Annotated in this window: 11 protein-coding genes; 5 read left to right on the top strand and 6 right to left on the bottom strand. The window is 70.8% G+C overall.

Annotated elements, in window-relative coordinates; all coding sequences use genetic code 11:
• The first annotated feature begins 24 nt into the window (after positions 1–24).
• Positions 25–303, top strand: coding sequence for a GNAT family N-acetyltransferase (locus DS843_RS16945; protein WP_149470046.1), 279 nt, complete (start codon positions 25–27; stop codon positions 301–303).
• 6 nt (positions 304–309) lie between these two features.
• On the opposite strand, the gene DS843_RS16940 is transcribed toward DS843_RS16945, so the two are convergent.
• The 3 genes from DS843_RS16940 to DS843_RS16930 all read right to left on the bottom strand — a co-directional run bounded on the left by DS843_RS16940 (position 310) and on the right by DS843_RS16930 (position 3,635).
• Positions 310–1,014, bottom strand: coding sequence for an ABC transporter ATP-binding protein (locus tag DS843_RS16940; RefSeq protein ID WP_149470045.1), 705 nt, complete (start codon positions 1,012–1,014; stop codon positions 310–312).
• Positions 1,015–1,089: 75 nt separating this feature from the next.
• The gene (locus tag DS843_RS16935) at positions 1,090–1,833 is read right to left on the bottom strand and encodes a sulfite exporter TauE/SafE family protein (RefSeq protein ID WP_149470044.1); all 744 of its coding nucleotides are present in this window, start codon (positions 1,831–1,833) and stop codon (positions 1,090–1,092) included.
• Between the two features lie 185 nt (positions 1,834–2,018).
• Entirely contained in the window at positions 2,019–3,635 is a 1,617-nt protein-coding gene (locus tag DS843_RS16930; protein WP_149470043.1) for an acyl-CoA synthetase, read from the bottom strand.
• A 148-nt stretch (positions 3,636–3,783) separates the two neighbouring features.
• Here DS843_RS16930 and DS843_RS16925 point away from each other — a divergent pair, with 148 nt between their 5' ends.
• The 3 genes from DS843_RS16925 (at position 3,784) to DS843_RS16915 (ending at position 6,910) form a co-directional block, all read left to right on the top strand.
• A complete protein-coding gene (locus DS843_RS16925; protein WP_286192143.1) occupies positions 3,784–4,332 on the top strand; it encodes an RT0821/Lpp0805 family surface protein in 549 nt (182 codons plus the stop codon).
• Between the two features lie 57 nt (positions 4,333–4,389).
• On the top strand, positions 4,390–6,552 hold the full coding sequence (locus tag DS843_RS16920; RefSeq protein WP_149470041.1) for an O-linked N-acetylglucosamine transferase, SPINDLY family protein: 2,163 nt from the start codon (positions 4,390–4,392) through the stop codon (positions 6,550–6,552).
• Between the two features lie 112 nt (positions 6,553–6,664).
• On the top strand, positions 6,665–6,910 hold the full coding sequence (locus tag DS843_RS16915) for a hypothetical protein (RefSeq protein WP_149470040.1): 246 nt from the start codon (positions 6,665–6,667) through the stop codon (positions 6,908–6,910).
• Between the two features lies 1 nt (position 6,911).
• On the opposite strand, the gene DS843_RS16910 is transcribed toward DS843_RS16915, so the two are convergent.
• Positions 6,912–8,588 (bottom strand): tetratricopeptide repeat protein, encoded by a 1,677-nt coding sequence (locus DS843_RS16910; RefSeq protein ID WP_149470039.1) that lies wholly within the window; start codon positions 8,586–8,588, stop codon positions 6,912–6,914.
• Positions 8,589–8,671: 83 nt separating this feature from the next.
• Between DS843_RS16910 and DS843_RS16905 the strand changes: the two genes are divergently transcribed.
• Positions 8,672–9,436 carry a glycosyltransferase family 2 protein gene (locus DS843_RS16905; protein ID WP_149470038.1) on the top strand — a complete coding sequence of 255 codons (765 nt, stop codon included), beginning with the start codon at positions 8,672–8,674 and terminating at the stop codon, positions 9,434–9,436.
• Here the strand turns inward: DS843_RS16905 and DS843_RS16900 are convergent.
• Positions 9,427–9,663 carry a hypothetical protein gene (locus tag DS843_RS16900; RefSeq protein ID WP_149470037.1) on the bottom strand — a complete coding sequence of 79 codons (237 nt, stop codon included), beginning with the start codon at positions 9,661–9,663 and terminating at the stop codon, positions 9,427–9,429. The two genes, DS843_RS16905 and DS843_RS16900, sit on opposite strands and share 10 nt — an antisense overlap.
• A 273-nt stretch (positions 9,664–9,936) precedes the next feature.
• Positions 9,937–12,723, bottom strand: coding sequence for a carbohydrate-binding domain-containing protein (locus DS843_RS16895; protein ID WP_149470036.1), 2,787 nt, complete (start codon positions 12,721–12,723; stop codon positions 9,937–9,939).
• Positions 12,724–12,781: the final 58 nt, after the last annotated feature.

Here is a 12,781-nt window from a genome sequence, read left to right as displayed (position 1 = left end):
GAGGATTCGGCTGTTGGAACGGGTATGAGCCACACCGTGACCGACAACCCGGCCGAGAGCCGGTTCGAACTGGACGTGAACGGGCAGACCGTTTACGCGACCTACCGCCGCCGCGGCAACGTCCTGCACATCCCCTATGTGGAGGCCCCGCCGTCCCTGCGCGGCACCGGGGCCGCCGGGCGGCTGATGGAAGGGGTGATGGCCATCGCCCGCGCCGAGGGGCTGACCATCGTCCCGATCTGCGGCTACGCCGCGAACTGGATTCACCGCCACCGCGAGCATCACGACCTGCTGGCGCGGTAGATTCCGTCAGAGACCGAGATAGGCCTGCTTCACCGCCGGATCGGCGAGCAGTTCCTCGCCCGTGCCGGCCAGAACGACGCGCCCGTTCTCCAGCACGTAGGCGCGCTGGGCCAGCTTCAGGGAGGCGGCGACGTTCTGCTCCACCAGGATGATCGTCATGCCTTCGGCGGCCAGCGCGCGGATGGTGCGGAACAGCTCCTGCACCATGGTGGGGGAGAGGCCGAGCGACGGTTCGTCGAACATGATGAGGTCGGGCTTGCCCATCAGGCAGCGCCCGATGGCCAGCATCTGCTGCTCGCCGCCCGACAGGGTGCCGGCGGCCTGCTCCAGCCGTTCGTTCAGGCGGGGGAAGAGGGCCAGCACGCGCTCGAACGTGTCCTTCGCCCCGGCGCGGGCGCGCGGGATGACGGCGCCCATCTCCAGATTCTCGCGGATGCTGAGCGAGGGGAAGATCTGCCGCCCCTCCGCCACCTGCCCGATGCCGAGGTCGCAGACGACGTGGCTGGGCAGTCCGGCGATGTCCTTGCCGCGGAAGCGGATGGTGCCGCGGGCGGGCTTCAGGATGCCGGAGATGGTGCGGATCAGCGAGGTCTTCCCGGCCCCGTTGGCCCCGACGATGGCGGTCGTCGTGCCCTCCCCCACCGCGATGGACACGCCGTCGAGCGCCTGGGCGTCGCCGTAGAAGAGGTCGAGGTCGGATACGGTCAGCATGCGGGGTCTTGCGTCGTGGCGGCCTTGGGGAAGGGCCGCCACCTTAGCGCAGGCGCCGCCGGAACCGAACGGCTTTCATTTCAGGAAAAACAGAACGCTCATCGCCAGGCCCACGGCGATGATCCCCGCCCGCAGGATGCGCGAGGGAATCTTCCGCCCCACCCGCGCCCCGGCATAGCCGCCGGCCACCGCGGCCACCGTCATCAGCGCGGCGTGGGACCACTCCACCGCCCCGCCGACCGCGTAGGCGGCCACGGCAATGGCCGTCAGAACCGCGGAGAACAGGTTCTTCAGCGCGTTCATGGCGTTCAGGTTGGTCATCCCGAACAGGCTCAACTGCGCGAGCAGAAGGATGCCGAGGCCGCCGTTGAAGTAGCCGCCATAGACCGACACCGCGAACAGCGTGGCGAGCATCGCCCCCGTCCCGTGCAGCCCCACCGCCCGCAGCCGCGCGGCGAGCATGCCGCCGAAGGCGAACAGCGCCGTCGCGACCAGCAGCAGCCAGGGCACGATGCTGCGGAACACCGTGTCCGGCGTGACCAGCAGCAACGCCGCCCCGATCAGCCCGCCGGTCAGGCTGATCACCGACAGCGTGACCAGCCCGACCCCGCCCACCGGCTCCAGGTCGTTGCGGTAGCCGTAGACGCCGCTGGCGTAGCCCGGCAGCAGCGCCACCGTGCCCGTGGCGTTTGCGGCCACGGGAGGAACCCCGGCGTAGATGAGCGCGGGAAGGGTAAGGAAGCTGCCGCCACCGGCAACCGCGTTCATCGCCCCGGCCAGGAAGGCCGCGGCGAGCAGAAGAAGGGATGTCGTCACCATCGTTCGGATCGTTTTCGTTTCTTGTTGTTTTGCTTCCCTCTCCCGCCCCGGGAGAGGGTGGCGCCGAAGGCGCCGGGTGAGGGTCGCACGAGGATCAATGCTGCATTCTTGGCCATACCCTCACCCTCCCGCCGCAGGGCGGCGGGCCCCTCCCTCTCCCGGGGCGGGAGAGGGGTTTGGGAAACCTACCCCCGCCCCCGCAACTCCCGCCGGATGATCTTTCCGGTCGTCGTCATCGGCAGACTGTCCACGAACTCCACCGCGCGCGGGTATTCGTGGGCGGCGAGGCGGGTCTTCACATGGGCCTGGATGTCCGCGGCCAGTTCGTCGCTGGGGCGCACGCCGTCCTGGAGGACGATGAAGGCCTTCACGATCTCCGTGCGCAGGGGGTCCGGCACGCCGACCACGGCGGCCATGCGGACGGCGGGATGGCCGATCAGGCAATCCTCGATCTCGCCGGGGCCGATGCGGTAGCCCGCGGACGTGATGACGTCGTCGTCCCGCCCGACGAAGCGGATGTAGCCGTCCGCGTCCAATTCGCCCTGGTCGCCGGTGACCAGCCAATCCCCGATGAACTTCGCCGCCGTGGCCTCCGGGTTGTTCCAGTATTGCAGGAACATCACCGGGTCCGGGCGGTGCACGGCGATCAGGCCGATCTCACCGGGAGGAAGACGGTTGCCCTGCCCGTCGATCACCGCCACGTCGTGGCCGGGCACCGGGCGGCCCATGACGCCGGGCTTGGGCGGCATGACCCGGGCGCAGGAGGACACGATCATGTTGCACTCGGTCTGGCCGTAGAACTCGTTGATGGTCAGCCCGAAGGTCTGGCGGCCCCAGTCGAGAAGCTCGGCCCCCAGCGTCTCGCCGCCGCTGGCGACGGAGCGCATCTTGTAGGCCCAGCGTGTCTGCGGGTCCTTCACCGCGCGCATCATCTTCAGCGCGGTCGGCGGCAGGAAGGCGTTGCGCACCTGGAATTCGGCGATCAGGCGGAAGGCTTCCTCCGCGTCGAACTTCTCGAAACGGTGGGAAACCACGGTCACGCCATGGTGCCAGGCGGGCATCAGCACGTCGAGCAGGCCGCCGATCCACGCCCAGTCCGCCGGAGTCCAGATGCGGTCGCCCGGCTGCGGGAACAGATCGTGCGAAATCTCCACGCCCGGCAGATGGCCGAGCAGCACCCGGTGCGCGTGCAGCGCGCCCTTCGGCTGGCCGGTGGTGCCGGAGGTGTAGATGATGACCGCCGGGTCGTCCGCCGCCGTGTCCACGGGCGTGAAATCCTCGGACGCCGCATCGACCAGCGCGTGCCAGTCCAACTCGCCCTCCCCGGCCTCGTCGATGCGCAGGACGAGTTTCAGCTCGGGCAGGCGGTCGCGGATTTGGGAGATCTTGGCGGCGCCCACGGCGTCGGTCACCACCGCCCGCGCCCCGCAGTTGCCCAGCCGGTATTCCAGAGCCTCCACCCCGAACAGGGAGAAGAGGGGCACGGCGACGCCGCCCATCTTGTAGACGGCGACGTGGCTGACCGCGGTTTCCGGCGCCTGGGGCAGCAGGATGCCCACCCGGTCGCCGCGCGCCACCCCATGGGCGGCCAGCGCGTTGGCGAGGCGGTTCGACAGGCGGCGGATGTCGGCGAAGCTGTAGGTCTCCACCGCGCCGTCGCGGCGCTTGTGGATCAGGGCGGTGCGGTCCGGATCGCGCTCCGCCCACTTGTCGCAGACGTCCACGCCGATGTTGTAACGCTCCGGCACCGACCACGCGAAACGGTCGCGCAGGCCCTCGTAGCTGTCCGCTTCCGGCAGCATGCTTTCCTCCCGATGGGTTCTTGCCGGCCGCTTGTCCGCGGCCATTTGGTTTCATCATAGGGGTAAAGGCCCCGGCCCGCCACGCGGACGGAATAGTTTGCGGGGCAGCCATGTTCATCACGGCAGACTCCGTTCCGTGGGGATTGACATGAAGGCCAAGGGGATCGTTGCGGTTGTGTTGTCCGTGGGCCTGCTGGCCGGTTGCGCAAGCCCCTATGGCTATGGCCCCGGTTACGGGTATGGGGGCGGCTACGGAACCGGTTACGGGGCCAATTACGGCTCTGCACCCGGCTATGGGAACAAGACGGCGGCGGGCACGCTGCTGGGCGGCGTGGTCGGCGGCCTCGCCGGGTCGCGCTTCGGCGGCGGAACGGGCAAACTGGTGGCGGTCGGCGTCGGCACGCTTCTGGGCGCCGCGCTGGGCAACGCCGCCGGCCAGTCGATGGACCGCGCCGACATGGTCTACGCGCAGCAGGCGGCGGGGCAGGCCTACATGGCCCCGACCGGCGCCACCGTGCAGTGGAACAACCCGCAGACCGGCAACTGGGGCAGCTACACCCCCACCCGCGACGGCACCGGCCCCTATGGCGAACTGTGCCGGGAGTTCCAGACGACCATCGCGGTCGGCGGGCAGCTTCAGCAGGGCTACGGCACCGCCTGCCGCCAGTCGGACGGAAGCTGGCGCATGATGGGCTGAGGCACGCCCTCAACCGTCCTCTTCAACCATGCGGCGGAATGCTCTAGACAGTCGGGCATGGCGACGATCGAGGACGTGCTGGCCGCGGCGCTGGCCCACCATCAGGCCGGGCGGCTGGGGCAGGCCGCCGCCGGCTATCAGGCCGTGCTGGACACGCGGCCCGACCATGCCGACGCGCTGCACCTGCTGGGCGTCGCCTATCTCCAGGCCGGCCACCCGGCGGAGGCCGAACCGCGCATCCGCGCCGCCATCCGCGCCGACGGCACCGTAGCCGACTACCACGACAATCTGGGGAGCGCGCTTCGCGCCCTGAACCGGGCGGAGGACGCCGCCGCCGCGCACCGGGAGGCGATCCGCCTGCGCCCGGCCTTCGCGCAGGCCCATTACAACCTCGGCAACGCGCTGGACGCGCTGGGCCGGCTGGAGGCGGCGGCGGACGCCTACCGGCAGGCCGCCACGCTGCGCCCCGGCTACGCGCGGGCGCGCTTCAACCTGGGCAACGCGCTGACGGCGCTGGGACGGCTTGCGGAGGCGGACGAGGCCTACCGCGCCGCGCTGGCCGACGATCCGGGATTCGTGGAGGCGCACGCCAACCGCGCCTCGCTGATGTTGCAACGCGGGCGGGCGGCGGAGGCACGGCGGGCGCTGCACGGCGCGCTGGCGCTGCGCCCCGACCACGCGACCGCTCTGGCCAACCTGTCCGCCGCCCTGCTGGCCCTGAGCGCCCCCGCCGACGCGGAACGGGCCGCCCGCCGCGCCCAATCCGTGCGTCCGGACTTCGCGGAGGCCGCGCTGCGCCGGGGCGACGTGCTGCAACGGCAGAACCGTCTGGCCGAGGCCGCCCGCGCCTACGCCGGGGCCGCCGCCCTGCGCCCCGATCTGGCGGAGGCCCACGCGAACCTCGCGCTGGTGCGCCAGACGCAGGGTGACCTGGACGGGGCGGAGGCCGGTTACCGCCGCACGCTGGCGCTGCGGCCCGATCTGGCGGAGGTGCGCTCCAACCTCGCCTATCTGGAGCTGTTCCGCCCCGGCGTGACTCTGGCCCGCGTGCTGGAGGCGCATCGGGCCTGGGACGCCGTGCATGGCACGCCGCTGCGCGCCGGCTGGGCGGCCTTCGCTCCCCTGCCGGCGGAGCCGCGACGCCCGCTTCGTGTCGGCATTCTGTCCGGCGATTTCCGCCGCCATCCGGCGGGCCAGTTCGCGGTGCGGGCGGTGGAGGCCCTGCCCGGCTTCGGCGTCGACCTGACCCTCTACGCCAACCAGATGGAGGCGGACGACCTGACCGACCGCTTCCGCGCCGCGGCGGGGCGCTGGGTGCCGGTCGCCGACCGGACCGACGCCGAACTTGCAACGCTGATCCGGAACGACCGGCTGGACGCCCTGATCGACCTCGCCGGGCACAACGCCCGCGGGCGGCTGGGCGTCTTCGCGCGCAAGCCGGCGCCGGTGCAGGTGGCGTGGTCCGGCTACATGGCGACCACCGGGCTCGCCGCCATGGACGCGCTGGTCGCGGACGCCCACCATGTGCCGGAGGGAGCGGAGCGTTTCTACACGGAGCGCATCCTGCGCATGCCCGGCGCCTTCATCGCCTACGACCCGCCGCCGGACGCGCCGGACCCCGGTCCGCCGCCCTGCCTGACCGGCCAGCCCGTCACCTTCGGCGTCTTCAACATCCTGACCAAGCTGACGGACGAGGTTCTGTCCGGCTGGGCCGCCCTGCTCGCCCGCCTGCCCGAGTCGCGCCTATTGCTGAAGACAAAGGCCCTGTCCTGCCCGGAAACCGCCGCCCGCTGGCGCGAAAGGCTGGCCGCGGCGGGCATCGCGCCGGAACGGCTGATCCTGGCCGGCGCGACCGACAGCCGCACCCACATGGGCTGGTGCGCCCGCGTGGACGTGGCGCTGGACCCCTTCCCCTTCGCCGGCAGCACGACGACGCTGGAGACGTTGTGGATGGGCGTTCCGGTCATCACCCTGCCGGGAGAAACCTTCTCCAGCCGCCATTCGCTGGCTTTTCTGAGCGTGGCGGGGGTGGAGGGCTGCGTCGCCCGCGACGTGGCCCATTATGTCGATCTCGCCGCCGGCTGGGCCGCCGACCCGGCCCGTCTGGCGGCCCTGCGCCGCAGCTTGCGCCCGCGCATGGCCGCCGGGCCGCTCTGCGACGGGCGTGCGCTGGCCGGAGCGCTTGCACAGTCCTTGGGCGATCTGGCCCGCGACACCTAGACAATCCGGATAGAACGCCGTCCGGTGGAAAATTTGGGGTTGTTAGAACACTAATTTTTCGTCACATCATATATATCAGATTGTTCGTGGGCAGGACGCCCAGGGGGTCCGAATGCTGAACCTGTCGGCTGTCCGCATGGCGATCGAGGATGTGGAGCAGGCCATCGGTGCGATGCTGGTGCCCGAAGCGGTGGCTCCCAAGGCGGTGGCCGCCAACCGGCGGGCGCTGGCCCGGCTCTACACGGCCTACGCCCAGGGCGTTCTGAAGCGGCACGGCATCGCCGTGGACCTGGACGAGGTCTGCGCCCAATGCTGCCGCGACTGCCCCGAGGGGCACTGCGCCCGGCGTCCCTGCTGAGTTATTTGGCCCCGACGAAGCGGACCCAGGGGAAGTCCAGAACGTCGAACCAGCGCACCGCCGGCCCTTCCCCCCGCCGTTCCAGCGCGTCGAGCACGGCGAAGGGCGCCGCCTGATCCAGCATCCAGAACCCGCGTCCCTCGCGCAGGAACGCCCCGATGTAGGCCGCTGTCAGCGCCAGGAAGGCCCGCCCCCTCGGGGTCGGCTGGAAGGCCGCGAAGCAGACGGTGATCTCCCGCGTCGGGCCGCGCCAGCGGGAGTCGCGCAGCAGCCCGGCGTCGGCCCCCGCCAGCAGGGCCGTCAGCCCGCCGATATCGTCGACCAGAGCGCAGTCGGCGTCCAGATGCAGCAGGGGCCGCCCCCAGCGGGTCATGAGCTGGTGCCAGCGCAGGAAGCGGATGCAGGCGTAATAGGTGGTACGCCGGTGATCGTCCCAGCCCGTGAAGTCCACCTCCTCCCGGCTGATGCCCAGCGGCAGCCGCTCCCCCCGCCGGGCGAGATCGGCCAGCGTCTCCGGCGAGGGGTTCACGACATGGACATGAACCGCCACGCCGCCGCCCGCCCGCGCCTCCACCGAATCGAGCAGCCCCGTGGCGAAGCGCCGGTAATAGCCGTCGTCGCAGGACACCGCCAGCACCGGCCCCGTCCCCTCGGGCGGCTCGGCGAGCAGGTCCAGCGGGGGGAAGGCGTCCGGCAGGGCGTCGGCGTCCGGCACACCGTCCAGCGCCCGGCGCCCGGCCCGCACCATCGACCACAGGCGAAGCTCGAAATCCGCCGCGGTCTCCGCCGCCGTGAAGCGCCGGGAGAACCGCCGCATGAAGCGGCTGGCGAGATCGGTCCGCCCGCGCCGGTAGAAGCGGTAGGCGACCGCCGCCGCCGCCCGCGTGTCGCGCGGACTCCGGCGCAGGACCGCGACGGCGCTGCGGGCGGCTCGGTCCAGAAGCCAGTCCGGCGCCTGCCCCGCCTGGACGAGCGCCAGCGCCGCCCCGACCAGCGCGTCCGCTGCCGCCCCGTGATGCGGGTCGGCGGCCAGAGCGTGGGTCAGGGCGCGCAGCGCCCGCTCCACCAGCCGCAGGTCCAGCCGCCGGGCGTGCGACACCGGGCGGTCCAGCCCGGCCTCGGCGAGCGCGCTGACCGCGGCGTTGTGGAGGGCGTCGGGGTGGGCGGGGTCCAGCGCCACCGCCTGCCGGCGCAGCCGTGCCGCATCTTCCACCCGGCCCAAGGCCGCCAGCGCGTTGGCGCGGTTGATGCGAGCCTCCGCGAAGTCGGGCCGGTGGGCCAGCGCCTGGGCGAAGGCCGCCGCCGCACCCGCCGCCGCACCGCGCTCCAGCCGCAGGCAGCCCAGCGCGAAGGCGGCCTGGACGTCCGCAGGGTCGAGCGCCGCCGTGCGGGCGAAGGCGCGCTCCGCCTCGCCGCTCTCCCCCGCCGCCCGCAGGGCCCGCGCCAGATTGCCGAGGAAATCCGCGTCGCCGGGCAGCAGCGCGACGGCGCGGCGCAGCAGCGGCAGGGCCGCCCGCGGGCGCCCGCACTGGCTTTCCAGCACGCCCAGCAGATGAAGCGCGTCGGGGTGGCCCGGCTGGCTGCGCAGGATGCTATGATAGAGCGGCCGGGCCTCGATCAGCCGGCCCGCCTGATGGTGGCCGACCGCGGCGGCCAGGGCATCCCGAAGTGTCACCATCCCGCCTGTCTACACGCGCCGCGGGGCGAAAGTCCATGCGGCGCGGCGGACGCGGTGGCGCCGCCCGTTGCGAAGGAGAGACCATGGCTGACCGGCCGCTCGTCAGCGTCATCACGCCAAGCTGGGGACGGGAGGACTTCCTGCCGCTGTGCCACGCCCGCGTCCTGTCCCAGACCGTTCCCGACATCGAATGGCTGGTGTTCGACGACAGCCCGCGCCCGTCGGCCCATCTCCAGCCGCTGGCCGGGCCGCGGCTGAAGTATTTCTACGCCCCCCGCCGCTACACCATCGGGGAGAAGCGCAACATCCTGGCGGAGCACGCGCGCGGCGAGTTCATCGTCCATTTCGACGACGACGATTTCTACGCGCCCAACTATGTGGAACGGCTGCTCGGCTGGCTGGAGGGGGGCTGCGACGCGGTGACGCTGTCCGGCTGGTTCCTGCACAGCGCGGTGCACGGGACCTTCGGCTATTGGGACACGGCGCGCGGCGGCTCCCACCACCGCTGGGGGCGGACGGCCCGCGCCTATGTGGAGGCCCCGGACGCGCCGCCGTCCGACGACAATCTGCTGGGCTACGGCTTTTCCTACGCCTACCGCCGCTCGGTGTGGGAGGCGGTGCGCTTCCCGCCCGTCAACGCCTGCGAGGACGCCCCCTTCATGAAGGCCGCGCGCGAGCGTTTCCGCTTCGCCGCCTTTCCCGACGCGGAGGGGCTGTGCCTGCACACCCTGCACGCCCGCAGCACCAGCCTGTGCCTGCCGCAATACGAATTGCCGCCCCTTCTGCTGGAGCGCCTGTTCGGACCGGAAATCGCGCCCTACACGGGGGGTGGAGTCAGTCAGACCTGAACGTCGAGATACATGCCGCGGCGGTAGTTGCGCGGCAGCGTCAGGATGCCGTTCACGACGAGGCTGGCCAGTTCGCGGACGGTGGGGATGCGCTGGCGCCCGCCGCCGACCTGCTCCGCCCGGCTGCGGATGCCGGCCGCCGCGCCCGGCGACGCGACGCGCCCGCCCCCGGCGTCGGAGCGGATCGGTTCGTTGGAGCGGTCACCGGTGCGTCGCGTTTCAACCATGCCGGATATCTACCGCAAAAGCCGCTCCACCGGCAAGGCGTCGCCCCGCCGGTCTCACGGTTATCGCATTTGATTTCCCTCTCCCGCCCCGGGAGAGGGAAGGGACCCACGCGCCAGCGTGGGAAGGGTGAGGGTCGTTCGAGAATCCGTCGCTGATCCTTGCCGGTACCCTCACCCGGCCGCTGCGCGGCCCCCCTCTCCCGGGGCGGGAGAGGGATTCAACACCAAATGCGATAGCCCTGCCGCCGGTCTCACGGTTGTTATGGTTGCCGGTCAGCCGAGCAGACCGATCTGGTCGAAGGGCAGATGGTCGAACCCGTGCTGGTACACCGCGGAGCCTGCCACCGGCGCGAAGTTGTCGTGCGCGGCGTCGGTGAACTGCGGGTTGACGGTGAAGGACCCCTTGTCGTAGCCGGCGGCCTGCCATTGCGCCAGCGTGCCCGTGGCGCCGTTCGCCATCACCTGCGGCCAGGCCTGGAACAGCGCCTCGTTGGGGTCGAGGTCGGCGTAGAAGTTGCCGGTGAAGGTCCCCGCCGTCCGCGGCCCGTCGATGGCGACGGCGCGCCCGTCCCCGGCGTCCACGATGTTCTGGGTGATGAGATTGTTCGCCATCGGCGTCCCCTTCCAGCCGCCCCAGCCGACGCTCTGCTGCAGGCCGATCTGGGTGCCCAGATTGTCGGCCAGGATGTTGTCGGTGACCGTGTTGTTCCAGCCGCCGTGCAGGAAGATGCCGCCGACGTTGTCGTGGACGACGTTGCCCTTCACCGTGGTGCCGCTGGTCCAGTCGTCCAGATAGATGCCCCAGCTCACCAGCTTCGTCGGGTCGAGGAAGGTGGAGGAGACCTTGCCGTCCCAGGTCACGTTGCCGAAGGCCGTGGTGCCCGACACTTCGTTGTACGCAACCGTATGCCCGGCCAGATCCTGCTGGCGGTTGATCAGGTAGATGCCGCCGCCGTCGCTGGTCTCCTGGTTGGCACCGACGATCTCGTTGTGGGTGATCGTCGCCCGGTAGGTGGCGTCGCCCGACGACTGGACGGAGCCGACCGCGATGGCCTTGCCCGGCGTGTCCTCGATCCGGTTGTGGGTGATGGCGACGTCGTTGCTGCCGTTCACCCACAGCGCGTCGCCGCCATGGTCGATGGCGCTGGCGTGCTGGATCAGGTTGTCGGAGACCTTGGTGAAGTGCGACCCGGCCTTGACGTAGACGGCCTCGCGCCCGGTCTCGGCGAAATGGTTGCCGGTCACGCTGCTGTTCGCGCTGCCCTCCACCGTGACGCCGTAGCCGGTGTTGGTGACGGTGTTGTTCTTGAAGGTCAGCCCGGCGGCGTTGTTGGCGTAGACCGCGTGCCCGTCCGGCGTGCCGTCGGTCAGGGTCAGTCCCTCAATCGTCACGTTCTTGGCGCCGCCCAGCCCGATCAGCACGGGAAGCTGCGCCGCGACGACCTTGTGCCCGGCGACCGCTCCGCCCTCCGGCTTGAACAGCACCTGATTGGACGCCTTGTCGAAGAACCATTCCTGCGGGGCGTCGAGCTGGTCCTTGCCGTTGAACAGGTAGAAGCAGCTGCCGGCGCCGAGCGCGTCGTAGGTGCCCTGGGCCAGCGTGATGGTGTTGCTGGCGTAGTCGATGCTCTTCACCGGCACGGTCATGTTGTCGTAGCCGTGCTGGCTGAAGACGCTGACCATCAGCCCGTCGGTGTTCGAATAGGTCGGGATCGCCCCCGCCTTGAAGCCGAACTGGGTGTAGGCGTTGGCCCCGGCCTTGGTGGCGATCAGCCAGCCGCCGTCGATGGGGTGGCCGGGGTCGGCGTTGGGGGTGCGGGCGACGGTCTGCCGGTCGCCGTCCATCGACAGGTCCAGCACCGCCTTCGAACCGGCGGGAAGCTGCGCGCTGTAGAGCCCGTTGCCGCGCGACACCCAGTTTTCGACCAGCGAGCCGCCGTGGAAGACCGGCTTCTCGCTGCCGTAGGCGGCGAAGCGGACCCCGCTGTCCTGGCCGTCCAGCCAGAGCATGTCCTTCATGTAATAGTCGCCGCCCCGGACATAGGTCACGTCGATGTCCGGGTTGGCGCGCATGGCGTCGCGGGCGCCGGTCAGCGTGGCCTTCGGCCCGTCGGTCCCGTTCGCGTTCGGCGCGGCCAGCTTGCCGGACCAACTGTCCTTGCCGTTGGTCGCCACGAAGATCGCCGGCCCGGTCGGTGCGGGAGACGGTGTGGGGGTCGGATTCGGGGCCGGGGTCGGCGTGCCCGTCGGGAAGAAGCTCTTGTCGGCGTCCACCACCAGCGTGCCGTTCCACCACAGGCCGGACTGGCCCTTCACCACGTCCTTTCCGTCGAGGGCGCCCTTGTCGTAGGTGACGATGCCGTCCGTCGCGGACACCGCCTTGCCGTTGATGGTGACCTTGTTGACGATCAGCGAACGGTCCTGGCCGTTCACCACGGCGTCGTTGTCGTACTGGACCTGCACCTTGTGGGCCTGGTCCGGCGCGACGTTGGCGGTGAAAGCATAATCCTTGGCCGAGGTGCCGACCGTGTCCTCGCCGACCTTCTTGCCGTCCACCATCAGCGTGAAGTGCGCGTTGGTGCCGCCCGCCGCGATGCCCTGTGCGTTCACGACGAACGTCGACGTTCCGGCAACCGGTACCGCCGGGGCGGCGGGGAAATCGGCGGCCGGGGCATCGACCACCAGCGTGCCGTTCCACCACAGGCCGGGTTGGCCCTTGACCACGTCCTTCCCGTCGAGCGCGCCCTTGTCGTAGGTGACGTTGGCGTCGGTCGGCTTGTGGGTCTTGCCGTTGATGGAGACCCCGCTGACGATCAGCGAGCGGTCCTGGCCGTTCACCACCCCGTCATTGTCGTACTGGATCTGCACCTTGTGCGCTTGCGCCGCGGTGACCGGCACCGTGAAGCTGTAGGCGGTCGGGTTGGTGGCGTTCACGGTTGCCTGGCCCACCTCGACGCCGTCGATCAACAGGCGGAAATGCGGCCAGATGCCTCCGGCGGACTGCCCATAGGCGTTCACGACAATCTTGGCGTCGGTCTTGCCCGTGGTGGTCGATGCCATTGGATGGTTCCCTCGCTCTTATGCTCAACAGCCGCGAGCATGGCGAGGCCGGCCGGAC

The sequence above is a fragment of the Roseomonas genomospecies 6 genome, assembly GCF_008365375.1.
In the GTDB taxonomy this organism is placed as follows: Bacteria; Pseudomonadota; Alphaproteobacteria; order Azospirillales; family Azospirillaceae; genus Azospirillum.
The sequence above is the reverse complement of the archived record's forward strand: the minus strand, read 5'-3'. Positions and strand labels throughout refer to the sequence as shown.

Excerpts from the sequence above, each read along its gene's own strand:
- DS843_RS16945 (WP_149470046.1), top strand. The coding sequence starts at position 25 with ATGAGCCACACCGTGACCGACAACCCGGCCGAGAGCCGGTTCGAACTG.
- DS843_RS16940 (WP_149470045.1), bottom strand. The coding sequence starts at position 1,014 with ATGCTGACCGTATCCGACCTCGACCTCTTCTACGGCGACGCCCAGGCG.
- DS843_RS16935 (WP_149470044.1), bottom strand. The coding sequence starts at position 1,833 with ATGGTGACGACATCCCTTCTTCTGCTCGCCGCGGCCTTCCTGGCCGGG.
- DS843_RS16930 (WP_149470043.1), bottom strand. The coding sequence starts at position 3,635 with ATGCTGCCGGAAGCGGACAGCTACGAGGGCCTGCGCGACCGTTTCGCG.
- DS843_RS16925 (WP_286192143.1), top strand. The coding sequence starts at position 3,784 with ATGAAGGCCAAGGGGATCGTTGCGGTTGTGTTGTCCGTGGGCCTGCTG.
- DS843_RS16920 (WP_149470041.1), top strand. The coding sequence starts at position 4,390 with ATGGCGACGATCGAGGACGTGCTGGCCGCGGCGCTGGCCCACCATCAG.
- DS843_RS16915 (WP_149470040.1), top strand. The coding sequence starts at position 6,665 with ATGCTGAACCTGTCGGCTGTCCGCATGGCGATCGAGGATGTGGAGCAG.
- DS843_RS16910 (WP_149470039.1), bottom strand. The coding sequence starts at position 8,588 with ATGGTGACACTTCGGGATGCCCTGGCCGCCGCGGTCGGCCACCATCAG.
- DS843_RS16905 (WP_149470038.1), top strand. The coding sequence starts at position 8,672 with ATGGCTGACCGGCCGCTCGTCAGCGTCATCACGCCAAGCTGGGGACGG.
- DS843_RS16900 (WP_149470037.1), bottom strand. The coding sequence starts at position 9,663 with ATGGTTGAAACGCGACGCACCGGTGACCGCTCCAACGAACCGATCCGC.
- DS843_RS16895 (WP_149470036.1), bottom strand. The coding sequence starts at position 12,723 with ATGGCATCGACCACCACGGGCAAGACCGACGCCAAGATTGTCGTGAAC.